24 protein-coding genes are annotated in these 25,058 nt (G+C 30.1%); 17 read left to right on the top strand and 7 right to left on the bottom strand.

Annotated elements, in window-relative coordinates:
- Window positions 1-156 precede the first annotated feature (156 nt).
- Window positions 157-384, bottom strand: coding sequence for a helix-turn-helix domain-containing protein (locus LCI24_RS14165; protein WP_147431754.1), 228 nt, complete (start codon window positions 382-384; stop codon window positions 157-159).
- Window positions 385-544: 160 nt separating this feature from the next.
- Here LCI24_RS14165 and LCI24_RS14160 point away from each other — a divergent pair, with 160 nt between their 5' ends.
- On the top strand, window positions 545-1,258 hold the full coding sequence (locus LCI24_RS14160) for a hypothetical protein (RefSeq protein WP_121148664.1): 714 nt from the start codon (window positions 545-547) through the stop codon (window positions 1,256-1,258).
- Here LCI24_RS14160 and LCI24_RS14155 read toward each other — a convergent pair.
- The gene (locus tag LCI24_RS14155) at window positions 1,255-2,541 is read right to left on the bottom strand and encodes a tyrosine-type recombinase/integrase (protein WP_147431753.1); all 1,287 of its coding nucleotides are present in this window, start codon (window positions 2,539-2,541) and stop codon (window positions 1,255-1,257) included. The genes LCI24_RS14160 and LCI24_RS14155 overlap by 4 nt on opposite strands.
- Before the next feature lie 540 nt (window positions 2,542-3,081).
- On the opposite strand from LCI24_RS14155, the gene LCI24_RS14150 reads away from it, so the two are divergent.
- Both LCI24_RS14150 and LCI24_RS14145 read left to right on the top strand, forming a co-directional pair.
- Entirely contained in the window at window positions 3,082-3,669 is a 588-nt protein-coding gene (locus LCI24_RS14150; RefSeq protein ID WP_274640960.1) for a Pycsar system effector family protein, read from the top strand.
- A gap of 146 nt (window positions 3,670-3,815) precedes the next feature.
- A complete protein-coding gene (locus LCI24_RS14145) occupies window positions 3,816-4,820 on the top strand; it encodes a 2-hydroxyacid dehydrogenase (RefSeq protein ID WP_274640959.1) in 1,005 nt (334 codons plus the stop codon).
- A gap of 5 nt (window positions 4,821-4,825) precedes the next feature.
- Here LCI24_RS14145 and LCI24_RS14140 read toward each other — a convergent pair whose 3' ends face one another.
- Window positions 4,826-5,749: a L,D-transpeptidase gene (locus LCI24_RS14140; RefSeq protein ID WP_274640958.1), complete on the bottom strand. Its 924-nt coding sequence runs from the start codon at window positions 5,747-5,749 to the stop codon at window positions 4,826-4,828.
- Window positions 5,750-5,828: 79 nt separating this feature from the next.
- Window positions 5,829-6,620: a patatin-like phospholipase family protein gene (locus LCI24_RS14135; protein ID WP_274640957.1), complete on the bottom strand. Its 792-nt coding sequence runs from the start codon at window positions 6,618-6,620 to the stop codon at window positions 5,829-5,831.
- Between the two features lie 144 nt (window positions 6,621-6,764).
- Between LCI24_RS14135 and LCI24_RS14130 the strand changes: the two genes are divergently transcribed.
- Genes LCI24_RS14130 through LCI24_RS14120 form a run of 3 tightly spaced genes read left to right on the top strand, consistent with a single transcriptional unit; the run spans window position 6,765 to window position 9,285 of the window.
- Window positions 6,765-7,547: an MlaE family ABC transporter permease gene (locus LCI24_RS14130; protein ID WP_274640956.1), complete on the top strand. Its 783-nt coding sequence runs from the start codon at window positions 6,765-6,767 to the stop codon at window positions 7,545-7,547.
- The gene (locus tag LCI24_RS14125; protein ID WP_274640955.1) at window positions 7,544-8,293 is read left to right on the top strand and encodes an ABC transporter ATP-binding protein; all 750 of its coding nucleotides are present in this window, start codon (window positions 7,544-7,546) and stop codon (window positions 8,291-8,293) included. The genes LCI24_RS14130 and LCI24_RS14125 overlap by 4 nt, the downstream gene beginning before the upstream one ends.
- 5 nt (window positions 8,294-8,298) lie before the next feature.
- Complete coding sequence (locus LCI24_RS14120) at window positions 8,299-9,285, top strand: MlaD family protein (RefSeq protein ID WP_274640954.1); 987 nt, start codon at window positions 8,299-8,301, stop codon at window positions 9,283-9,285.
- Between the two features lie 25 nt (window positions 9,286-9,310).
- Here LCI24_RS14120 and LCI24_RS14115 read toward each other — a convergent pair whose 3' ends face one another.
- Window positions 9,311-10,735 carry a PAS domain-containing protein gene (locus LCI24_RS14115; RefSeq protein ID WP_274640953.1) on the bottom strand — a complete coding sequence of 475 codons (1,425 nt, stop codon included), beginning with the start codon at window positions 10,733-10,735 and terminating at the stop codon, window positions 9,311-9,313.
- A gap of 230 nt (window positions 10,736-10,965) precedes the next feature.
- Between LCI24_RS14115 and LCI24_RS14110 the strand changes: the two genes are divergently transcribed.
- The 11 genes from LCI24_RS14110 (at window position 10,966) to LCI24_RS14060 (ending at window position 23,161) form a co-directional block, all read left to right on the top strand.
- On the top strand, window positions 10,966-11,346 hold the full coding sequence (locus LCI24_RS14110) for a hypothetical protein (RefSeq protein ID WP_274640952.1): 381 nt from the start codon (window positions 10,966-10,968) through the stop codon (window positions 11,344-11,346).
- A 265-nt stretch (window positions 11,347-11,611) separates the two neighbouring features.
- Window positions 11,612-12,376 (top strand): sigma-70 family RNA polymerase sigma factor, encoded by a 765-nt coding sequence (locus LCI24_RS14105; protein ID WP_274640951.1) that lies wholly within the window; start codon window positions 11,612-11,614, stop codon window positions 12,374-12,376.
- A 225-nt stretch (window positions 12,377-12,601) separates the two neighbouring features.
- Window positions 12,602-13,825, top strand: coding sequence for a PAS domain-containing sensor histidine kinase (locus LCI24_RS14100; RefSeq protein ID WP_274640950.1), 1,224 nt, complete (start codon window positions 12,602-12,604; stop codon window positions 13,823-13,825).
- The gene (locus LCI24_RS14095) at window positions 13,822-14,883 is read left to right on the top strand and encodes a response regulator (RefSeq protein WP_274640949.1); all 1,062 of its coding nucleotides are present in this window, start codon (window positions 13,822-13,824) and stop codon (window positions 14,881-14,883) included. Before LCI24_RS14100 ends, LCI24_RS14095 begins: the two co-directional genes overlap by 4 nt.
- A 79-nt stretch (window positions 14,884-14,962) precedes the next feature.
- A complete protein-coding gene (locus LCI24_RS14090) occupies window positions 14,963-15,811 on the top strand; it encodes a universal stress protein (protein WP_274640948.1) in 849 nt (282 codons plus the stop codon).
- 119 nt (window positions 15,812-15,930) lie between these two features.
- On the top strand, window positions 15,931-17,643 hold the full coding sequence (locus LCI24_RS14085) for an adenosylcobalamin-dependent ribonucleoside-diphosphate reductase (protein ID WP_274640947.1): 1,713 nt from the start codon (window positions 15,931-15,933) through the stop codon (window positions 17,641-17,643).
- Window positions 17,644-17,721: 78 nt separating this feature from the next.
- On the top strand, window positions 17,722-18,558 hold the full coding sequence (locus LCI24_RS14080; RefSeq protein WP_274640946.1) for a universal stress protein: 837 nt from the start codon (window positions 17,722-17,724) through the stop codon (window positions 18,556-18,558).
- A gap of 126 nt (window positions 18,559-18,684) precedes the next feature.
- Window positions 18,685-19,137, top strand: a complete 453-nt coding sequence (locus LCI24_RS14075; RefSeq protein ID WP_274640945.1) for an Hsp20/alpha crystallin family protein — start codon at window positions 18,685-18,687, stop codon at window positions 19,135-19,137.
- A gap of 363 nt (window positions 19,138-19,500) precedes the next feature.
- The gene (locus tag LCI24_RS14070; RefSeq protein WP_274640944.1) at window positions 19,501-20,658 is read left to right on the top strand and encodes a hypothetical protein; all 1,158 of its coding nucleotides are present in this window, start codon (window positions 19,501-19,503) and stop codon (window positions 20,656-20,658) included.
- A gap of 19 nt (window positions 20,659-20,677) precedes the next feature.
- Complete coding sequence (locus tag LCI24_RS14065; protein ID WP_274640943.1) at window positions 20,678-22,294, top strand: BCCT family transporter; 1,617 nt, start codon at window positions 20,678-20,680, stop codon at window positions 22,292-22,294.
- Between the two features lie 3 nt (window positions 22,295-22,297).
- Window positions 22,298-23,161, top strand: coding sequence for a universal stress protein (locus LCI24_RS14060; RefSeq protein WP_274640942.1), 864 nt, complete (start codon window positions 22,298-22,300; stop codon window positions 23,159-23,161).
- Between the two features lie 47 nt (window positions 23,162-23,208).
- Here LCI24_RS14060 and LCI24_RS14055 read toward each other — a convergent pair whose 3' ends face one another.
- Window positions 23,209-23,649: a hypothetical protein gene (locus LCI24_RS14055; RefSeq protein WP_274640941.1), complete on the bottom strand. Its 441-nt coding sequence runs from the start codon at window positions 23,647-23,649 to the stop codon at window positions 23,209-23,211.
- Between the two features lie 24 nt (window positions 23,650-23,673).
- Window positions 23,674-25,047, bottom strand: coding sequence for an MBL fold metallo-hydrolase RNA specificity domain-containing protein (locus tag LCI24_RS14050; protein WP_274640940.1), 1,374 nt, complete (start codon window positions 25,045-25,047; stop codon window positions 23,674-23,676).
- Between the last annotated feature and the right edge of the window lie 11 nt (window positions 25,048-25,058).

Raw genomic sequence — 25,058 nt, 5'->3', positions numbered from 1 at the left:
AAGAGTAATTCATAATAAAATAAATGGTTTACTCTTTTTTGTGTCTTTAAAGCTTTTTTTTAAGTAACCCACAACCTGAATGTTGTGAGCTACTTACAATAAGTGCTTACTTATCGCTGTAGTGTTTTTGCGCTTTTTGCGTTTTCTTTTTCATGGTTATTGTTCAAAGCTCTCTACTATCTTTTCTAAAAATTGAATTTTTGGGATATAGTATTTACCGTCTTGAAAGATTGCTTGAATGGTGTTTTTATGGATGCGGTTTTTAACCGTGTTAGGATGTACTTTTAAATATTTTGCGCAACCATCTACAGTAAGCATGGTATCATTGGCATTAAAAATGGTTAAGGCTTTAAGGTTTACTTTTAATAAGTCTGCTTGGGTCATATTCAATTTTTAAATTTTTGCTATTTTTTATTTTCTGCTCACAAACACCAATAATCTATCGTTAATTGCTATATTCGTGGACAATTATGATGCAAAAATAAAATCAATTGTCAACTTTTAGAATAAATTGTGGATAAAATAATTTAAAGAAATTGATAAGATGTTGAAAACCAGTTCGGAAATTTTACAGGAGTTATTAGACCATTTAGGTATCAAAGCTAACCGCTTATCGGTTGAGATTGGAGACAATAGTAATTCTCGTATCTATTATGTAAGAAATGGGAGGAGTAAAATAAGTCCAAAACTTGCCAAAGCGATTACTAATAGATATAAAGAGATTAACTATATGTATTTACTTACGGGAGAGGGAGAGCTTGTGAACAAGGATATTATGGTCAATGCGAATGGGAATGTTTTTGTGGAAAAACCTGATGGTAGTTTTAACGTAACTACACGATTGATTCCTTTTGATGCCTATTCTTCTTTTTTAGAAACACTAGATGATGCAAATGTGATTTATGAGTGGGAGGAAGTGACTTTTAATGTAGAGAAGTACGGTCGTGGTAATTACGAAGCATTTAGAACTAAAAATGATAGTATGAACGGGGGAGGAATTAATGATACGCCTAACAGAGCTTTGGTATTGGGTAGAGAGCTTGGACGCCATCATTGGATGAATGGATTTAACCCTACTTTATACGGGTGGATAATTCTTTCTAAGCACAATGTTTTTCACAAGGATATTATCGGACTGGATAAAGAAAACGGGACGATTATTTGCCATAGTAGAAATAAAAGTCCCGAGTATTCAGATTTTGAGTTAGGCCTTAATGAGGTATATCAAATTTTTAAGGTAATTAAAAGAACGTTTTAACCCCAAGTAGTATTCATGTAATCAAATACAGAATCTTGACTTGTTTTTTTATACTTAGCTAAAGTTTCTGTATTTCTTATCCCTGTAATCTTCATAATGATGTGGTCAGGCATTCCTTTTTCTGAAGACAATGTTATAAACGTTCTTCTTGCTGTATGACTGACTACCATTTTCCATTTTTCCTGATATTCTACTTCTTTCTTATTTCCCCTATGGGTAGTTTTCTTTACTATATTATTAATTTTAGCCCTCATACATACTTCCTTAATGTATGGATTAAATTTTTGTGTAGACATTTTAGGTATCTTCCAATCAAACCTATCCAACAATACTCTTAACTTATTATGCAAGGGAATAAAACTTTCTTTTTCTGTTTTATCTGCCCTTTTGATTATTATTTCTCCTTTTTTAGTTTGTACAATATCTTCTTTTTCAAAAACAGAATAATCCGAAAAGCGTTGTCCTGAATATACTCCTATCAAAAAAATATCTCTAGCTCTCTGCAAAACTTCACTTCCTAAATAAACCTTTTCTATTTTCTTTATTTCTTCGTCTGTCAAATGAACATCATCAGTATCGTATTCATCAACTGGATTTGTTAACTCCTGAATTTCAATTTTATAATTTTTTCTTACCCATTTTAAAAATGTGAATAATAAATTAACATGCCTATATAATGTATTGTCTGATTGACCTACTTTTGGAACTATAGACTTTATTTCTTTAGCTTTTTTCTTGTCTACCAAGTTCGGGAAATCACGTAAAAAACCGCAATAAGCATCTAACCAATTTTCGTTTAAATCTGTAAAAACTGTTTGCCTTTTTTTATAAACATCGAATAAGGTTATCTTATTCTTTAAATTGGTGTATTTCTTCTTCCAATTATCCGACACTCCACCTCCTTTTTTCTTATTTTCAATAAATACTTCAATAGCATCTTTGACATTAAAAGGTATCTTATCATCCTTATAATTTGCATTAAATTTTTTCTCAAAAATTAGTTTTAAATCTTCTCTTGTTAAATGTCGGTTTTGAATTTTAAAATCAGAAATAGTATCTTCTAAATGTTTCCTATAATTATCCAAAACAAGAGCTATTTGTTTATTCTTTTTTCCAGATGCTCCACGTTTTAATTTTGGGTATCTGGCAGAAAAATCCCAATCCGCAGGAATTATTTTTTGTCCTGTACTGTATTTGAAGTTTTTCTTTTCAGCTTTTAAATGATAAATTAAATCAATTACTGTAGCTTTGTCTGACTTGGGTTGTTTAAGATAAAAATACATAATTACAATTTTTCCCAAATATAACAAAAAGGGAAAGATAACGGGAAAGAAAAACTATTTTTAACTGTATTTACACAAAACAACAACACATAACAACTCCCTACTAAACCTATGTTTTATTGAGTTTTTGAATTTCCACACACAACCACAAACAAATAATTCGAGCCCATGTGGGACCACCTTTAAAGCATCAACATTTAGTTGGTGCTTTTTTGTTTTTACTAATTACTTAAAAAAAGGATTCTATTAATTTTTAATTCATCTTTTTTTTCAATCATTCACCAAACCAAAAACTACAGACAACTCATTTTCAACACCAAAAAAATAAAAACACATATTTTTTTCGTATCTTTAAGTCACTCCTCGAAAAGATTTTTTCTAAGAATAAATTATCAATTTACTAGCGATTTAATTTTACAGTATAACCAACGTGTTGAATTAATCAACAACAAACAGACAGAATGAAACAAAACTAACACTTACAACTCTTCATTAGTTATAGCACTCTCAGTAAATCTTTATCGCACAAACTTTATAGAGATGACTACTAAAGAAACCGAACTTAAAGAAAGTATAGGCTTATTTGCTACAAAAAAAGAGCCTAGGAAATCTTTCGCTACTTATCAAAGAAATCAAAATAAATTCTACCTCAGCACTCTAAACTTAATTGATAGAAAAGCAGCAATTATGCTAAAAGTAAACGCTACAATACTTTCAGCATCTGTTATTTTCTTTAATTATATTACCGAAATTCACTTCGGTATTAAAATTGCCGTTATTCTAATTATAACATCGTTTACTTCTTTAATATTCTCCATATTAGCTTCTAAACCTAATAGTTTAGCCTTTTACAAGAGGTTTAAAAGAGATGTTGTTTCTAAGTACAAGAAAAGAGAAGAAAACCTTTTTATGATTGGTATGTCTAGCGGTAAAACTTTGGAAGAGTATGAAAAAGCTTACAACAAAGTTTTAAATAGTCAAGAATTACAAATAGGCAATCAAGTTCGAACCATGTTTTTATTAGAAAAAGAAATGAAACGTGGTTATTTTTATTTAGAACTAGCCTATAGTAGTTTTTTAATAGGACTTCTTATTTTAATTATAGTACTCTTTTTTGCTAATGTTTAAGTTTTTTTTATAAAAGTTTCTATTCTTTCACTATCAATAAAAACTCAAGACTTTATATTAAACTCACTATTTAAAAATGACAAATATCATTGAAAACAAACCTATTAATCAATATTTTAGATTAAACTCAACTAATTATTTTTATCATGAAAGTACTTGTATATAGTTCCAAAAGTTTTGAAATACCTCACTTAAAAAAAGCTAATAAAGAGAAGCTTCAACTAACATTCTTAAAAGAAGCTTTATCATTAAAAACAGTGACATTAGCTAAAGGATATGATGCCGTATCTATATTTGCAGCAGATGAAGCTGACTCCGCTATCATAACAAAATTGGATAGCTTAGGAATTAAGTATATAACTTTAAGATCGGCAGGATACGACAATGTAGATCTAAAAACTGCCTCCAACCTCAATATTAAGGTAGCTAATGTACCTGCTTATTCTCCTTATGCTATTGCTGAACACGCTACTGCACTTTTGCTAGCTTTAGATAGAAAGTTGATTGAGTCTAACAAGCGTATAAGTAATTTTAACTTTGCTCAAGAGAACCTTATTGGTTTTGATTTAAACAACAAGACAATTGGTATTGTTGGAACGGGAAAAATAGGCTCTATTATGTGTAAAATTATGCATGGTTTTGGATGTAAATTATTAGGACACGATATTAAAGAGAATAAAGAGCTTGTTGATACTTATCAGTTACAATATGTATCTTTAAAAACTTTATGCAAAAAGGCTGATGTTATTTCTTTACACACACCTTTAACTAAAGAAACCTATCATCTAATTAACAGTGACTTGATTTTTGAAATGAAAAAAGGTGTTATTATTATCAACACAGCCAGAGGTGCCGTTATTAATACAGAACATATAATAGTAGGATTAGAAAACGGAAAAATTGGAGCTTTAGGCATTGATGTATACGAAAAAGAAAAAGGTGTTTTTTTTAGTAATGACTCTCAAAAAGCTCATGAGGATAAACTTTTAGTAAAATTAATAGCTATGCCAAATGTACTTATTACTGGCCACCATGCCTTTTTAACCAATGAAGCAATAACCAATATTGCTAGCACTACTATTTACAATCTAAATTGTTGGAATAATAAAAAAGCAACAGAAAACGAACTCAGCTACAAAGTTTTTAAATAAGAACCTTATTTCTTATAAATATTATTTAAATATTTTTTTTGCCTGTCTTTATCTAAGATTTCCAAATCGTATCTTATCTTTATTTTTGTACCAATTGGCGCATAATAATAAATAACCCAAGCATCTGCCTCCCTTGTTCCAATACAACCATGAGAATACGCTTTTCCTAAAGTTATAGGGTTTGTTGTTGGATGTATCATTTGCCCATTACGTATACCATTTATTTCTGTTTCAATAAAAGGAATTTGAGGTAGCTCAGTTCTTTTATCATCATCTCTTTTAGTAGTAAAATACTCATGATTATTAACTGGATTTACATAACGTGGTTTTCGAACATAATTCACAATAAAACCTTTACCTGTCTTCGTTTTTAAATCCTCTATCCTGTCAGACATTTTTAAGTATTTTTTTTCATTTCTTCCTACTCTTATAGGAAAGTCATATAACTTTAGAGAATCTTCATATATTCTAAGTTTAAATTCAGGAATATTAATATCTATACTTGTCTTTTGAAAAGAATTAAGCACCTTTTTTGCTGCCGTAGAATCAGGGATTACTATTAATGATCCCATAGGCAAGACAATCATTTTTTTCTGACTAAAAACAAAAGAATCCATAGCTTTCATCCTATAATAATCAGTATTTTGAAGTGTATCTATAACCCAAGGGTTTGACCTAACTAAGAGATGCTCTGTCAACGTATAAGGAACTAATGAATCATACTTTTTGACAATAGAATCTATATACTCAAAATAATTTTCTACAATAATGTTGTTACAAACTTTAACCATAATTGGTAATGTAGATTGAGCTATAGCTTTATCATCAATTGCTTTTCCCTTTGAAATAGTGTTTTCATCTCTTAAAAGACAAACCTTTAAGGTAATCATGAATGCAAGGGTAAAAGTAATTTTTAATATCTTAGACATGCTTTGTTGTTGACCTTTATACTTATCGTTGTTATTTAATAAAGATAAGTTCTCTAGTAACTTTGTTAAATGATAATTATCAATTTATAGCTTTCTTTAAACTTGCCGCTTGTTTAAGTATAAATTGATTGGTAAGCACCTCTCTCGCTTTATCATAACCAATAGTGAAAATTTCATCAAGATGTTTTTTATCAAAAATACCATACTTACTTATTTTTTTTGATGAAATTACCAGAGTACAATCATTAAATTTTGCATAATCATCCTTAAAATATTTAAGTCTAAAAGCACGCTTCATAACGTTATGAGAATATTTTAATTCTTTAATGGTTACAGGACTGAAACCATTTACATAACTCCCTATTATTATATCGCATTGCGGTTTTAATAACCCTACTGGAAAATTATTAAGTGTTCCTCCATCTATATAATAAGAATTGTTAATTTTTACGGGAGCAAAAACACCAGGAAAAGCTGCAGATGCCAATACAGGTCTTATAAGCTCTCCTGCGTTAAATGTTTTTAGAATTCCTTTTAAAATATCTGTTGCTGTAATTACTAATGATTTTTCAAGATGGTTAAAATTATCTTCCTTTAAATAAGCATTAAACTGTTTATAAAACTTTTCAGTATCAATAAGCCCAGGCTTTCTATATGCATATTTTTTAATATCTAATATTTGAACACTTTTAAAAAACTCTAACATATCTTTCCAGTCATAACCATAAGCATATAATGAGCCGACTACAGCTCCTACACTAGACCCTGAAATATGTGTTGGAAAAAGCCCAAACTCTTCTAAAGCTTTTATCGCTCCAACATGAGCAATACCTCTACTACCTCCACCTGAAAGAACTAACCCTATACTCATAACACATTTACTTAAAATTTATACTTAAATTTATAATCAAAATATTTTATTTGAAATGATATCTATCAGTTTCTTAATATGATTTTTATCATTTTAAACACCTTTTGATCAATATATATTTAATAATAACATTAAACTTAACTTATGCTACGCTTTGATATCTTAACTAAGCAGCTAAAGTCATTTTTTATAGAAATTGGGGAATTAGTTTTTTTTACAGCTCGTTTCTTTAAAGAAGCTTTTAAACGACCTTTTGAGTTAAAGGAGCTAATGCTGCAATGTTATCAAATAGGTTATCGTTCGTTACTATTAGTTAGTATTACTGGTTTTATAATAGGTTTAGTTCTTACTTTGCAAACTCGCCCAACTTTAATGGAGTTTGGTGCTGTATCTTGGATGCCTTCTATGGTTGGTATTTCAATTATAAGAGAAATAGGCCCTATAATCACTGCTTTAGTATGTGCAGGTAAAATAGGTTCTGGTATTAGCGCCGAATTAGGTTCTATGCGTGTTACCGAACAAATAGATGCTATGGAAGTTTCTGGCATAAATCCTTTTAAATATCTAGTAGTTACCCGAGTTTTAGCCGTTACTCTCATGCTCCCTTTACTAGTAATTATAGCTGATACTGTTGCTTTGCTTGGGTCTTTTTTAGTTGAAAGCACAAAAGGAGATGTCTCTTTTATTTTGTATTTTAATCAAGTATTTGATGCTATAAAGTTTGGAGACGTAGTTCCAGCTACAATAAAGTCCTTTTTCTTTGGAGCTGCAATAGGAATTATTGGTTGCTTTAAGGGGTATAACTGTAAAAAAGGAACTGCTGGTGTTGGTAAAGCTACAAACACAGCTGTTGTAACTGCTTCTTTATTACTTTTTATTATTGATTTTATAGCCGTTTTTGTAACTGATATCTTTTTTGAATTATGACAAATACCCTTAACAAAAAAGTAGTTCTAGAAATTAAAGACTTATACAAAGCTTTTGGAGACAACCATGTGCTTAATGGATTTAACATGAGCCTTTATGAAGGTGAAAATTTAGTAGTCATGGGAAAATCAGGGTCTGGAAAATCGGTTATGATTAAATGTTTAGTAGGTTTAATGGAAGCTGATGAAGGGATTATTTCAGTGATGCATCACGATATAACCAAACTAGACCAAGAGGCTTTAGATATTTTACGAACCGACATAGGTTTTCTATTTCAAGGTAGCGCACTATATGACTCTATGACTGTCCGTGAAAATTTAGAATTTCCATTGCGAGGTCGTACAAGAAAGAATAAAAAATTAATTAACACAGAAAAACTGGTTGTTGAAGCTTTAAAAAATGTTGGATTAGTCCACACAATAGACATGATGCCTTCTGAATTGTCTGGAGGTATGAAACGACGAATTGCTTTAGCACGAACCCTTATTCTACAGCCAAAAATTATTTTATATGACGAACCTACAAGTGGACTGGACCCTATTACTGCGAAAGAAATTATTATCTTAATGCAAGATATTCAAAAGAAATACAACACATCATCGCTAATTATTACCCACGATGTAGATTGTGCACGTGTTATTTCAGATAGAATGATCTTACTTATTGACGGTATTGATTATGCTACAGGAACATTTAAAGAATTATCTAACTCTGAAGATCCTAAGATTAAAGCTTTTTTTAAATAAAAATTATGAAAACAACAAACTCACAAAAATTTAGATTAGGATTATTTGTATCTATAGGTACAATTCTTTTTGTTTTTGCTATATACCTCATCGGGCAACGTCAAAGTATGTTTCAAGAAAACTTTACTATTAGTGCTTACTTTCAAAATGTTAATGGATTACAAAACGGAAATAATGTTCGTTACTCAGGAATAAACATAGGGACTGTAAAAGACATAACTATGATTAATGATTCTACCATAAAAGTAAATATGGTAATTGATAAAAAAATAGCCATTCATATAAAGAAAAATGCTGTTGCAACTATAGGTTCTGACGGGTTAGTTGGGAATATGATTGTAAATATCGTTCCAGGAAAAAAAACAGAAGCTTTAATTAAAAATGGAGATGTCATTAGGTCTTATAACAAAATTGGAACAGATGATATTTTAAACACCTTAAGTGTTACCAATAAAAATGCAGCAATACTTACTGCCGATCTCTTAAAAATAACCGACAAACTATTAGAAGGTAAAGGTACTTTAGGAGTTTTACTGAACGATACCATTATGGCAAAAGACATGAAACAGTCTGTTAGCAACTTAAAGAAAATAAGTTACCAAGCATCTAGTACAATTAATGAATTAAACCAAGTTATAACTTCGTTAAAAACAGACGACGACACCGTTTTAGGGGTGTTAATTAATGATTCTATTTCAGGTAAAAAATTAAAATCTATCTTAAATAACATTGATGCATCAAGTGTAAAAATTGATAGCCTTGTAGAAAATATTAATGTTTTGGTTGATGATTTTAACTCAAGTAAAGGAGCTTTTAACTACATCACTAAAGACACCTCTTTGGTTAACAGTTTAAAATCCACACTTCAAAATATAAACGAAGGAACAGAAAAATTTAATGAAAATATGGAAGCTTTTAAGCACAACTTTTTAACAAGAGGATATTTTAGAAAATTAGAAAGACAAAAGAAAAAAGCCGAAAAGAATAAATAACTTGTTCTGCCCCCTTCAAGCAATATTATTCTTTCTTTTTTGAATCATCTTTTTTAAAACCAATTTTCCTTCTTGATTCTTGGTCTTTTCTTTTTAACTCCGCTTCTAACCTTTTATACCTACTTATATCTTTAATCGTTACAACCACAGCGGCAATATAATTTTCATTATCAATTATAGGTCTTCCACTCAACAAAACCCTTCTAACTTCATTCGTTTCTTTGTTCATTAATAACACATCAATATCGTTAGTTATTTTACCTTCTAAGGCTAGTTCAGCTGGTAGGCTTTGAACAGGAAAAACCTTTCCATCATATGAGTTTAGCACTTTAAAATGATCCGAAAAGTCAACAGATATTTTTGAATCATCTTCTATACCAAAAAGCTCATTAGCAACCTCGTTAGCCAATATAACCTGCTTATCAGTATTGGCAACTAACACACCATCACTAATGTTTTCTATAATCATATTCAACTTTTGCTGATTCTCATACAACTCATTAATTCTTTTTTCACTCTCTTCTTGAAGTAATAAATCTTTAGTAATATCTCTAGCTACAGCATACAAGGTTCCTGTGCTTGTATCTGAAGTGGCATTCCAAGACAACCATTTAATACTTTTATCCTTGCAAATCCATCTATTATTAAAACTTACTAAGTTCGCGCCTTCTTCTAACTTTTTAATTGCCTTTTCAGTCTTTTCAAGATCTTCAGGAAAAATATAGGTAGCAAACGGAGTATTCAAAAGTTCTTCAGCTGTATACCCTAAAAGATTACTTAAAGAAGAATTAACTTTTAAAAACTTCTCATTAGATGCTATAACTAAGCTATCTGTAGAAATATTGAAAAAAGTATCCGCCTCCTTTTGCGATTCCATAATTGTCTTTCTTTCTGTAATATCTGTAGAGATACTTCCAATAGCATATACCCTATTAGAAATATCAAACAAAGGAAATTTTACTGATAAATATGTATGCTTTCCGTCTGACTGCTCAATCTCCTCCTCCATTTGAATTTCTTTTCCCAGCTTCAAAGCCTCCAGGTCAGCGTCAAGATACCTATCTGCTAATTCTTTTGGTAAAATGTCGTGGTCCGTTTTTCCTATTAAATCTTTATCATATACTTCAAAAATTGACTGATACTTCTTATTCACCAGCATATACTCGCCATTTATCTTTTTTACTGATATAGCATTTGTTGTATTGTCAATTATTGAGTGTAATAGTTTTTGACTTTTTAAAAGTTCTTCTTCCGATTTTTTTTTGGCTTTTAGTTGCTCTTTTAAAATAAAAAAAACTGTTGTTAACATTCCCAAAATAACAACTATCAACCCTAATGAAACCCAATTCCAAAAACCATTATCAGTAGTAAAATTTATTAAATAAACAACACCTAAAGCTATAACCATAATACTATTTATGATATAGCCATATAAATTTTTTCTTTCCATTGGGATCTTCATTTACATATGACATTTAACATACTAATATATTGAATTTTAAAAATATAAAAAATGACAACCATCAATTAAACCACTATTTTTAGTAAACTTAATCCCTTTTTCCCAATTTTATTAGTCTGATATATATCATTTCAAACAACTAAAATTCTTTTTACTTTTCAACATCCTTCTTTTACTGATTTACAGTATAAAATAATTATTAATGAATTTTTAATATCATGAAAAAATCAATAATTCTTTTACTCGCTCTAGGAATACAAATATTAGTTAGTTGTAACTCTAAACCTGATGTAGAAAAGCTACTTAAAGAGCATGAAACAAAATCTGAAATATTCAAAGCTATTACAGAAAATCATGACTATATGACTGAGTTTATGGAAACAGCACATAATAATGAGCACGCTATGCAAATGATGATGAATAAAGGAGTGATGATGAATAATATGCACGGAAATAAAAATATGATGCATCAAATAATGAATGATAGCACTCAAGTAGATAAAATGTTACAAATGATGCATCAAAGGGGAATGATTAATTATGAATGTATACAATCTTGCATGAAAAAGATGAACTCCAAAGAGGTTATGGATGAATAAAAAATAGTAAACTTTAAAATAACAATCATGCTTCATTATAAATACACCTTTGACATACATGTTATATGGTGGTTCATATGGATTATTTTCATTATAGGACTTTTCATAGTATCATATAGCACTCAGAAAACAAAAAAAGATAATCCGTTAAATATTTTAAAAAAGCGTTTTGCAAAAGGTGAAATATCAAAAGAAGCCTACGAAGAATATAAGAGAATATTAGGGTCTGACCAATAAAGTAAAATTAAACTAATTGACAAAGCAGATGAAAAATACTAAAATAAATTATCAGCAACGAGAGTTTCACATCTTTGTAGCACAAGCATTTCCTCTCCTTATTAAGTCAAAAGAAGAAGGAGATAAAGAAACTTTCAACACATTAATACTAAAAATTTTACCAAGTATTAAAAAGTATGTTAATCAAAGACTAGTTGCTGCGATTAGCAAGGGACACTTTCCTAAAAACAAATACAATGCTAATGATTTTATCGACCAGTTATTTGTAGAAGTCTATGAAAACATTAATGAAGTAAAAAAAGCAGATAATTTTTATTTATGGCTATTTAAAAAAGCAGACCAATTACTTGAAAACACCATTGAAGAAGAAGAATTTGATGAACTTTTTTTTAAGAACATTGACGATTTCTCTAAACCTGAATGGAATGAGATGGAAGAAAAGTTTAGTGCTGACGCTGAAGGTGATTTATTAATGATGGATGAACTTGATGACAGTTCTTACCATAAAAATAATTATACATTAAATCATGTTTTTGTTAAAGATGAAGAACAAAACTATATTGATAAGCTTGATAAAGAATTGGATGAAACTACAACCCAAAGACATATACAGATGATTCTGCATAAATTACCAACAAACATGCAGTCAGTCTTTGAACTTTCTTCTGAATACAAGTTTAACCTAGACGAAATATCTACAATTAAGGGAATTACTAAAGAAAAAATTAGTAAATTAATAGAAGACACTAGGAGTAAATTACGCAAAAGTTTTTTCAGCAGATACTTAAGTTAATTTCAAAAAAAATAATCTTTTAGAAAGAGATATCTATTTTCTATTAAAGTTTAGCTTTTGCTTTTATATCGCTTTGTTTTCACAGTTAATCCGCATTAGTAAACTTACAAGCCAAATAAAAATCTACATATTAAACAAAACCACCTAACTCTTACCTCGAAAGAATCTTGACTTTTACTTTAATTTTAAGTTATTTAATACCTTTAAAAGCTAACTTAACTTACAATGTTCCAACAAGGTAAAGATATTTTTGAAGTTCTTCTGGGTTCAATTTCTGAAGGTGTTATAGTAGTTGATAGCCATCAAAACATTGTTGAAGTAAATGATGCTACTAAAAAAATGTTTGGCTATGACAAAGAAGAACTCATAAGACAACCTCTTAACATTTTAATTCCCAAAAACTACCATAAAGAGCACCAGAACCATGTTAAAAACTTTATGAAGCAACAAGAATCAAGACAAATGGGTCAGGGCAGGGATATTTTTGCTGTTCGTAAAAATGGTAGTGTGTTTCCTGTTGAAGCAGGACTTAATCCTTTTTCTGTTTATGAAGAGAAATATGTCATGGCATTGGTGATAGATATTTCAACTCGTAAAGAACAAGAACAAAAAATTAGATCATTAAATGAAAATTTAGAAGAAAAAGTTTCAAAAAGAACTCATGAATTAAAAAACATGGTTCTTGCTTTAGAAGCAGAAAATAAAAAACGTATTAAAGCTGAAGCGAAAACTAAGTTAGCTCTAAAAAAAGAAAAAGAACTTAACGAATTAAAAACAGGCTTTTTATCACTAGTTTCCCATGAATTCAAAACTCCATTAAGCGGTATTTTAACATCTGCTATATTATTAAGTAAGTACAAATTAACAGAACAGCAAGATAAACGCGATAAACATATTAAAATTATATCTGACAAAGTACACTACCTCAATAACATTTTAAATGATTTCTTAACAATCGACAAACTAGAAAAAGGTAAAATTAGATACTCTCCAAGCACTTTTAAATTAAGTAAAATAGTAAATGAAGTGGTTTACAATGCTAATATGATCTTAAAAGAAGGACAAAAAATAAATTACCCAGAAAACATTGATTCTTTCTCTTTATATCAAGATGAAAAAATTGTAGAATTGGCTTTATCTAATTTAGTACATAATGCTATAAAATATTCTTCCGAAAATACTCAAATAGATATTAGTATCACTCAAGATAATACCAAAACCACATTCAAAGTAAAAGATAACGGCATAGGTATTCCTGCTAAAGATCAAAAAAACATATTTAACCGTTATTTCAGAGCTGAAAATGCTCTACTAACTCAAGGAACTGGTATTGGGCTAAATATTGTTAAAAACCATATGGAAAATTTAAATGGTAAAATTTACTTTGATAGTACAGAACTAAACGGAACTATTTTTACAATAGAACTACCTAACACTGTTAAACTATGAAAAAAGTCTTACTAATAGAAGATGATGCTATTTTAAGAGAAAACACCTCTGAGTTACTAAAGCTCTCAAACTATGAGGTAATTACAGCTTCTAACGGAAAAACTGGTATAGACAAAGCAATTGAAACACTTCCTGATATAATTATTTGTGATATTTTAATGCCAGAAGTAGATGGTTATAGTGTACTTCAAGAGCTAGCAAAACAAAGCAATACTAAATATATTCCTTTTGTTTTTTTATCTGCAAAAACAGAACGACAAGACATAAGAAAGGGCATGAATATGGGAGCTGACGACTATCTTACTAAACCTTTTAATGAAGACGAGCTTATAAACACAATAGAAAGTCGTATAGCAAAAGCTGCAATATTAAAAGACAAAAGAAAAGTACTTAAGGGGGGTGTAATATGTAATAAAGAAGAAATACAAAACTTAAATGATTTAAAGTTTTTTTTAAAAAACAATGGCACTACCTTTAATTATAAACAAGACGACATTATTTACAGAGAAGGAGATAATTCAAACTTAATTTTTTTAGTTATAAAAGGGGTTGTCAAATCTTATAAGTTTGATGAACGAGGTAAAGAGCTAACTATGGCGCTTTACAAAGAAAATGACTTATTCGGTTACACTTCTTTTACTCATAATATTCCATATCAAGAAACAGCAACAGCTATAAAAGACACCCAAATAATAGGCCTCACTAAAAGTAAACTTAAAGATATTCTAAATAAAAATCATAAAGTTACTTTAGAACTCATGGAACTTTTAACAAATGATCTTAAAGGAATGAAAAGTCAATTATTACAAATGGCATATAGCTCTGTGCAAAAAAAAACCGCTTTAACTATTCTTAAATTTGCTGAAAAACTAAACAACAAAACAGAAGATCCTATAAACATTTCTCGAAGCGACTTAGCCAGTGTTGCTGGAATCGCTACCGAAACCTTAATTAGAGCAATGTCAAACTTTAAAAAACAAGGTATAATTAAAATTGAAGGACGAAACATTAAAATTATAGATCTACAAAAGCTCCAACATATTTTAAAATCTTTTTAACCTCTACACAGTTATGACCAATATCATTTCCTATGAGTATTTTTCCTTTTAGGTTTGTTTAGGCTAAGAGAGGTTTAAAATGAAAAATATCTTATTTCTAACAGATTTTTCCGAAAACTCATGGAATGCATTAAAATACGGAATTAGTTTTTTTGCTGAAAGAAACTGTAGTTTTTACATACTACATGTTAACAACAACATTCTTGACTTTCAAAAAGACAACATCCTACCTTTATCCAAACAAAATGACATAGAGGAATTATATACAAGACCAACAAAAAAACGCTTAAAAGAAATATTAAAACGAATTTCCAGAGAGCTATTTCATAATAAAAACCATAAGTTTTATACACTTACCAACTACGGTTTTTTTGTAGAATCTGTTCGCAAACATGTTTTAGAAAAAAAAATAGATTTAATAATTATGGGAGCTCAAGGAGCTTCTGTTTTAAAAGAATATATTGTTGGAAGTAATACAGGCGATGTTATTACTAAAGTAAAATGTTCTACGCTAATAATTCCTAAAAACGCAACATATTCAGGATTAAAAGAAATTGCCTTTCCAACAGATTTTGCTATTTCTTATGAAATAAGTGTTTTACAGCCTATTTTAGATATTCTAAAGAACAACAACTCTTCCTTACGAATCTTACATATCGGTCAAAAAGAAGAACAATTAAATACAGATCAAAAAACACATAAAGACCTTATAAGTGATTTTTTTTATGGTTTCAATTACACATATCATTATTTAACCAATACAAAGGTAGAAAAAGGAATACAGTGTTTTGTTGAGAGCAGAAATACAAACCTTATTGCAATGGTAGCAAAGAATTTAAACTATTTCCAACAAATTCTATTTCATTCTAAAACAGAACATATTAGTTACCATACTAATATTCCTTTTCTTGTTCTTCACGAAGAATAAACAAAAGTTAAACACTTAAAAAACTAGAAAAACACTATTATTTGAACTGATATTTATCATTCTTTATACTACATAAAATAAATATCTTTAGCTACCTAGTATTAAAAGTAAACTTTTACATGGATGCACTTACAAAAAATGCTATTCAAATCCTTAAAAGTCGTTATCTTTTAAGAAACAAAAAAGGAGAGTTAATAGAAACTCCTGATGAAATGTTTATGCGGGTAGCACAATGTATTTCAAGTTGTGAAAAAAAAAGTACTTTTTACAGAAAGCAATTTTATCATCTTCTAAAAAGCTTAAAGTTTCTACCCAATTCTCCAACACTTATGAATGCCGGAACTAAACAAGGACAATTAAGTGCCTGTTTTGTCTTACCTATTGAAGATAACTTAGATAGTATTTTTACTACTTTAAAAAATGCTGCTTTAATCCATCAAAGTGGTGGTGGAACAGGCTTTAACTTCTCTAAACTGCGTCCTAAAAAAGATTTAGTAAGCTCTAATAATGGAACCTCTTCAGGTCCTATCGCTTTTATAAAAATGTACGACACCGCTACAGAATATGTAAAACAAGGAGGGAAACGAAGAGGAGCTAATATGGGGATTCTTAATATTAATCATCCTGATATTGAAAAATTCATAACATCAAAGTCTTCAAAAAAAGCAATTGAAAACTTTAATATTTCAGTAGGAGTTACTGATGCTTTTATGCATGCTCTAAAGAACAATCAAAGTTGGGAATTAATTAACCCTAGAACAAACAAAGTTACCAAAACAGTACCTACACAGTTTCTTTGGAATCTTATTATAAAAGAAGCTTGGAAAACAGGAGACCCTGGAATCATTTTTTTAGACACAATAAATAAACATAACCCAACTCCATCTATTGGACGTATAGAAGCTACTAACCCCTGCGGTGAAGTACCTTTATTAAGTTTTGAAAGTTGCAATTTAGGTTCTATTAACCTTTCTAAAATGGTTATTAAAAAAAATAGTTATTACACTTTAGATTGGAATAGTTTATCAAAAACCATTCAACTTGCCATTCGTTTTCTAGACAATGTTATTACAACTAATTATTATTTACTCCCTGAAATTGAATCTATTGTAAAAAACAATAGAAAAATTGGCTTAGGCATCATGGGATGGGCTGAACTCTTAATTTTACTAGAAATTCCTTATGCTTCAGAAAAAGCATTAAATTTAGCAGATTCACTTATGCTCTTCATTAAGAAGGAAAGCTACCAAGCTTCTGAAAATTTAGCGAAAGAAAAAGGTGTATTCCCTAATTGGAGTAAAAGTACTTTTAGCAACATTCCCTTAAGAAATGCTACCTGTAATAGCATTGCTCCAACTGGCACTATTTCTGTAATTGCTAATACATCGTACTCTATTGAACCTTTATTTGCTTTGGCATACAAAAGAGTTGGTATTCTTGATAATCAAACTCAAATTGAAATAAACGAGCTATTTATTCAAAAAATGAAAAAATCAGGGCTTTGGAACAATGAACTAAAAAATGAAGTTTTAAACAATGGAAGTATTCAAAATACAGACACAATTCCTCTACAAATTAAAGCTATTTTTCAAACTAGCTTAGATATTCCTTGGCAATACCATTTAAAACATCAAAAAAAATTTCAAGAACACACCGATAATGCTGTATCTAAAACTATTAATTTACCTGAACAAACTACTGTTAATGAGATTTCAAAAATTTATAAAACAGCTTGGGAATATGAACTTAAAGGTATTACCATTTATCGGTACGGATCTAAGAGCAATCAAGTATTACAAAAATGTAATTTAAACACCAGTAAAAACTGTTAGTGTAGTTAATCTGATATATATCATTGCCTACATTCATTTTATGATATATTTTTAGTAAAATAACTTAAAAATGATGTCATGAAAAAAATATTAATTCCTACAGATTTTTCAGAAAATGCGTGGAATGCCATAGTATATTCCTTACAATTATTTAAGGACGAAACCTGTACTTTTCATTTATTAAACACATATACTCCAATTATTTTTCAATACGACTATACAACTGTAAGCTCATCTCAGTATAAGTTAGTTGATACCATGAAAAAAGTATCCGAAACTAAACTCAAAGAAGTTTTAAAAAGAATTCAAAATCAATTTAATAACCCTAAACATCATTTTTTATCCTCTTCAGCATTTAACACACTTCCCTTAGAAGTTAATGAGCTTAGTAGTGATAATACAATAGATATGATTGTTATGGGGACTAAAGGTGCCTCTGGGGTCAAGGAGGTTTTGTTTGGTTCTAACACAATACATGTTTTAAAAAACGCTAAATGCCCTGTACTAGCAATCCCTAGTGAGTTCTCTTTCGAAACTCCTCATGAAATATTATTCCCTTCAGATTATGAAATTAATTTTCAAGAAAAACACATACAACCTATAGTAAATATTGCTTCTATATATCATTCTAGAGTTAATATCTTAAACGTAAGATATGAAAGTAATTTATCAGAAGAACAAGAACGAAATCGCAAAATGCTAGAACCTTTTTTTGAGCATATAGCTCTCCTTTTTCATGACATAAAAAATCAAAGTGTAACAGGAGCCATTGAAAACTTCCAATTAAAAACACGCGTAAACTTATTGGTAATGATTAATAATAAGCATTCATTTTTTGAAAATTTATTTTTCAAATCAAAAATTAACCAGATAGGGTTTCATTTAAACATTCCTCTTTTAGTTATTCCTAGTTAAAAAGCACATCCTACACTAACAAACCACCTCTTAACACACATAACAAACTGACAATTATCATTTTAAAAAAACATTTGATACGTAATTTAGTTGTCCAAATTAAGTTTAACACAAAAATTAACGATTATGTCACTTATTAAATTTAACGAAAAAAGAAGAGGGTTACCTTTATGGACTAACGGAGGTTTAAGAAACTTTCTAGACATTGATGATTTTTTTAACACTAACTTCTTTGAAGAAGATAGTTTAATGCCCGCTATGAATGTTAAGGAACAGGATGACAACTTCGAAATCGAGTTTGCCGCTCCAGGATTTTCAAAAAAAGACTTTGAAATAACTATTGATAACAATGTACTTAACGTTTGCGGAGAGAAAAAACATGAGGTTGAAGAAAAAGAAGAAGACTTTACACGTAAAGAGTTTAGTTACAATTCATTTAAAAGATCTTTAAGCTTACCTGAATCTATCAACACAGATCAAGATATTAAGGCTAGTTACGAAAATGGTATTTTAAAACTAAACCTTCATAAAAAAGAAGGAACAAAGCAAAAACCTAAAAAAATTATTGAAATCCAATAAAAAAAAAAACAAAAGTAGTATTAATACTACTTTTGTTTTTTTATCATATTCTAAAAATAGGATTAAGTATGAGAACCACTAATTCTTATTTTAGTTAAAAATTTTAACACTCCAATACTCTCTTTTTTTGAAAACCCCATTTTAATCAGTAACTTTGCAGTCTTATGATAAAAAAACTCAAAGACAAAAAGAATAAACGAGTATTCAGTTTTAACTTTTTAGTTTTTAGGAATCAATCAGATAAATTCATTCCTCCTTCAAAATAATTACCATTTTTTTAAGCTAGAAAGAGTTTTCTCTTATCCTTTCACTTGAAAATGTGCTTTTACGAGTACACTTTCTTCACACTTATTAATATCAACAATGAATTTCACAAAAAAAAGCCTAGTCTTAGTTGCTTTTTCTTTTGTTACAGTTATGTTTTCACAAGAAAAGCCTGAGGTTAAAATTGGCGGAGCACTTCGATTTAACTACAACCTATCTTCTTGGAAAGACGGTCAAAAAAAACGTGGAGGCGATTTCGGTTTCGACGTCTTTAGAATTAATGCTAAAGCAAAATACAAAGGAATAAAGCTAAATGCTGAATATCGCTTTTACTCACAAAGTTTTGGAGGTGGCATGCTTAAACAAGGCTGGTTAGGGTATGACTTTAACGAAAAAGACAACATTCAATTAGGATTAACACAAGTGCCTTTTGGTATTACTCAATACAATTCTCATAGTTGGTTTTTTGGTATTAATTATTACCTAGGACTAGAAGATGACCATGATATGGGGGTAAAGTTTACCCATAAAGGAAAAAAATGGGAATACGCCTTAGCTTTTTTTAAAAATGCTGAAGAACTTAATTTTGGAAGCAACTCTGATGTTTCTGATAGCCGATACTCATACGATGTTGCATCAATAGACATTGATGGGGATGGGAATCTAGATTTAAGATACAAGGAAACAAACCAACTAAATGGTAAGGTAAATTATCACTTCGGTAACAAAAGTATTCAACATAAAATAGGATTTTCTGTACAATATGGAGGTCTTTATAATTTAGATACTGAAGATACATCTAGCCATCATGCTTTTGCCTTACACTATCAACTAAACGCAAAAAACTTTGATGCTAAAGCACAAGTATCTACCTACAAATACAATACAAAGAATACTACTTATAACGATCTTATAGCCTTAACTGCTTATGGAGCTCCTTACCTTACTGCAACAGAAGCAACAACATATACTTTAGGCGCTGCTTATACCTTCCCTGTAAAATGGAAACCTATTTCTAGTATACAAGTTTATAACGACTTTGGTTACATGGATAAAGCAGCTGTAGATTTTGAAGACAGTTTAATGAATGTATTTGGTTTCTTAGTAACTGCTGGTAATGTTTATACTTATATAGATTTTGCAGCAGGAAAAGATCATCCTTGGTTAGGACCAGTATGGACAAATGCTTTAGCAAACGGAACACCTAATGCTGATTGGGACATGAGATTTAACATAAATATCGGATACTATTTTTAATAGCATAAAACATTAACACATGAAAAAAGCAAAAAAAATAATTAGAAGTGACGAGCGGAAATCAATCTTTGGACTCGAGGTTAACGGTCCTGTATTCTTTACTTCTTCTATAGTAATAATACTAAGTGTAGCTTTAACTTTACTTTTTAAAGAAAGAGCCCAATCATATTTTGATACAGCGCAGAGTTTTATAGCCAACAAAACTGGCTGGTTATTTATCTTAGCCGTTAACATCTTTGTTGCCTTTATGCTTTATTTAGCTTTTAGTAAATATGGAACTTTACGTATTGGTGGGGCTAAAGCAAAACCTGAATTTTCAACTACCTCTTGGTTTTCTATGCTCTTTAGTGCTGGTATGGGTATTGGGTTACTTTTTTGGAGTATTGCTGAACCTGTTTATCATTTATCTTCACCTCCTCTAGCTGACCCTAATACCGCTGCTGCTGCTAAAGAAGCCATGAATGTTACTTTTTTACACTGGGGGCTACATGCTTGGGGAATTTATGCTTTGGTTGGTTTGTCTTTAGCTTATTTTACATACTCTAGAGGACTTCCATTAACAATTCGCTCTGTATTCTACCCTTTCTTAGGAGATAGAATTTATGGTAGAATTGGTGATGTTATAGATATTTTTGCTGTTTTGGCTACTGTTTTTGGACTAGCAACTTCTCTTGGACTAGGTGTTAAACAAGTTGCTGCTGGTTTAGAGCATGTTTTTGGTTTAGATTCAGGTATTTCATTACAAATATGGCTAATTGTCGGAATTACATTAATAGCCACCATTTCAGTAGTTTCAGGAGTTGACAAAGGAGTAAAGTTTTTAAGTGAAATGAATATGCGTATCGCTGTACTTTTATTACTTGCTGTAGTAATTTTAGGTCCTACTATTTTCATCTTAAAATCATTTGTACAAAACACTGGTAGTTATGCAAACGACTTAATTAACCTTTCTACATGGGCTGAAGCCTATACTGGAACGGAATGGCAAAACTCATGGACTATTTTTTACTGGGGATGGTGGATTGCTTGGTCTCCTTTCGTAGGTATGTTTATAGCTCGTGTATCTAAAGGAAGAACTATTAGAGAATTTATTCTTGGAGTATTGATTGTTCCTACATTAATTACCTTATTTTGGATTACGGCTTTTGGAGCAACTTCGTTACATGAAATTTTAGGAGGAGACCCTACTATTGCAGAGGGGGTGAATGATAATGTTGCTACCGCTCTTTTTGTGTTTTTAGAAGACTTCCCATTTTCAATGGCTTTAAATATTATCGCTATTATACTTATTGCTAGTTTCTTTGTTACCTCATCAGATTCTGGTTCTTTGGTAGTTGACAGTTTAACTTCTGGTGGTAAAATTGACGCTCCTGTAGGTCAAAGAATATTTTGGGCTCTTGCAGAAGGTGCTGTAGCCGCTGTATTATTATTAGGCGGAGGTTTAAAAGCTCTCCAAACAGCTTCTATTGCTACAGGTCTTCCTTTTACCTTACTTTTGTTATTAATGTGTTACTCTCTTTTTAAAGGATTAAGGGAAGATTATAAGGAATACCTTAAACGCTTAAACCAAAAAGAAAAGGAAGAATACCAGGAAACTGTAAAAAGATTAATAGATTCGAAAAAACAAAAATCTTAAATTATGAAAATTAAAAATATACTAGTAGCCTTAGACCTTTCTGAACTAGATGTTACACTTATTAAGTACTGTAGCATGCTCGCTAAAAACCATGAAACAGAAAATGTATATTTTATTCATAATGTAAAAAAGTATGAAATAAGTAATTTATTTTCTGAACAGTTAGAAAACATAAGTATTGAAGACATTATTGAGGAAGAGTTAGATAATAGTATTAGCAAGCACTTTGATAGTGATTGTAATTACGAATTATTAGTTTCTGACGATGCTTACACAGAAAGTTTAATTAGTTATGTTGCCAATAAATACCATGCTGACTTAATTATTTTAGGCAATAAAAACACCTATAAAGGTTCTGGTTCTGTTTCAGGAAAATTATTACGAATGGCAAAATGCAATATTCTTTCTATTCCTAAGGAAGCAAACCTTAATCCAGAAAACCTAATGGTTGCAACCGACTTTTCTTCAGCTTCTCTTAAAGCTTTTAATACAGCTTCATCTATTAACAATAAGAAAAAGTCTATTTTAAAAGCATTAAATGTTTTTAAAATTCCTCAGCTATTTTTCCCTTACATAAAAGTAGATAAGGCTCGTGAAAAAGTAGAAAAACATGTTGATTTACAATTTGAAAAGCTACTTAACAAGACAAAAGCATTAAATATAGAGACTATTAAAGCTTCAGCAGGAGAAGATAGCATCCCTGAAAAAATAAGGGCAATTGCTGAAAAAGACAAAACTGATATTTTGTTTGTTGCAGACAAAGGTCATAACAACTTTACTTCTCTTTTAGTAGGAAGTGTTACAGAAGAGTTGTTTACTCATGATTTACATGTCCCTTTATGGGTAGTAAAGCGTTACATCGCTTAAATTATAAAATAAAAACGGAGTTCAATATTGAACTCCGTTTTTATTTATTATTGATTTAATCCTTTTTTTTCTGACTTGGCTATCTTTTTTACGGTAGTAAAAAGCGTTTGTTTTAAATTTTTATATTCTTTTAAAAATTCACTAAACATTACTATTAACCTTCTATGTTCATTCTTGTACACTTCTTCCTCTACTACTTCATCAACTCCATCTACCATTACTTCTAAACCTCTTTCATGAGCTTCAACGAGTTTGATTAACTCTTCCGTTTTTTTTCTTGAACTACTCAACAGTTCTACTATTTTAGTTGTTTTTTTAAATTGGTCTGGTGCTATAAGCTCAAAAATATATTTTCGTATTAAGTCCTCAAAAAAGAGTTGTTCATCTTTTAAAAATGAAAGTTCAGACAACCATTGTTTTGACGTTAAATGCATATCTTCTGCACTTAACCATTCTACATATTTTAAGTGTGTTTTTGTTGTTTTCATCGAGTTAGTTTTTAGGTTAAACTTCTATATCATTAACTCTTTTATAGCATGTAGTTTTGGAATACATACATTCCAATTGTTTTCTCTTTGTATTTTCAATCTAAAAGCATCTAAAGCCGTTTGTTCACCATGTATAAGAAACACTTCTTCAGGTATGTTTTTAATATCACTTAACCAATTTAACAAGTCTCCTTGGTCTGCATGTGCAGATAAACTTTCTATGCTCTCTACTCTTGCTTTAACAGGAAAGTACCTTCCATAAAACTTTATTTCATGACATCCTTCTTGCAACTGCCTTCCTCTTGTTCCTTCTGCTTGATACCCTACTAATAAAACTGTTGTTGTTGGTTCATCTATTAGTTGTTGTAAATAAGTTAAAACTCTACCTCCTGTTACCATTCCACTTCCAGCAATTATTATTTTCGACCTAGGGTCATCAATAGTTTCCCATGTTTCTCTATAAGATTCAATAATATTTATATGGTTACACATTGCTTCGTATTCATTCATGGGTAGTTTATGCCATTGTGGATACCTTTTAAAAACCTCCAAAACATTATTTCCCATTGGGCTATCAACAAAAATTGGTATGCTTGGTATTTTATTTTTCTTATACAGCTTCCATAAAACATATATTAGCATTTGTAATCGCTCAACAGCAAAACTAGGAATGATTAAATTTCCTTTATTTACAATTGTTTCTCTGATTAACGCTGATAAAATTTCTTCTATATTTTCTTTTGGATGTAACTTATGACCATAGGTACTCTCTATAAAAAGATAATCTGCCCATACTGGTTTTTTGGGAGCTTCTAGCAGATAATCATTCACTCTTCCTACATCTCCAGAAAACACAAATCTTTTTTCATTGATATTTAATTCTATAAAAGTAGCCCCTATAATATGCCCATTGTATTGAAATCTGTAAGAGATTTTTTCAGAAAAAGAAACCCATTTCCCTTCTTCTTCAACTTGAAATAAGCTCATGGTGTTTTCTGCTTCAGTAACTGTGTAAAAAGGTAATACTGGATTATGTTTACTATAATTTTCTTCGGCAGCTTTTTGCGCTTCTTCTTCATGGATTTTAGCACTATCTCTTAAAATAATTCCTGCAATAGCCAATGTTGGAGCTGTTCCTATAATTCTACCTCTAAACCCTTGCTTATATAACCGTGGTAAAAACCCCACATGATCTAAATGTCCATGAGTTAATAACACAACATCTATTTTTTCAACATCAATAGGAAGTTCCGCCCAGTTTAATTCTCTAAGCTCTTTCAGACCTTGAAACATGCCGCAATCAATCATAATTTGCTTTCCGCAAGCTTCAATCAAAAACTTTGAACCTGTAACTGTACCTGCTGCCCCTAAAAAATGAACTTTTGCAAAATTTAGCATATTACTTCCTT

This window comes from Tenacibaculum larymnensis (assembly GCF_028829235.1).
GTDB classification, from domain to species: Bacteria; Bacteroidota; Bacteroidia; order Flavobacteriales; family Flavobacteriaceae; genus Polaribacter; species Polaribacter larymnensis.
Note: the sequence above shows the minus strand (reverse complement) of the source record. Positions and strands in the feature narration are given on the sequence as shown.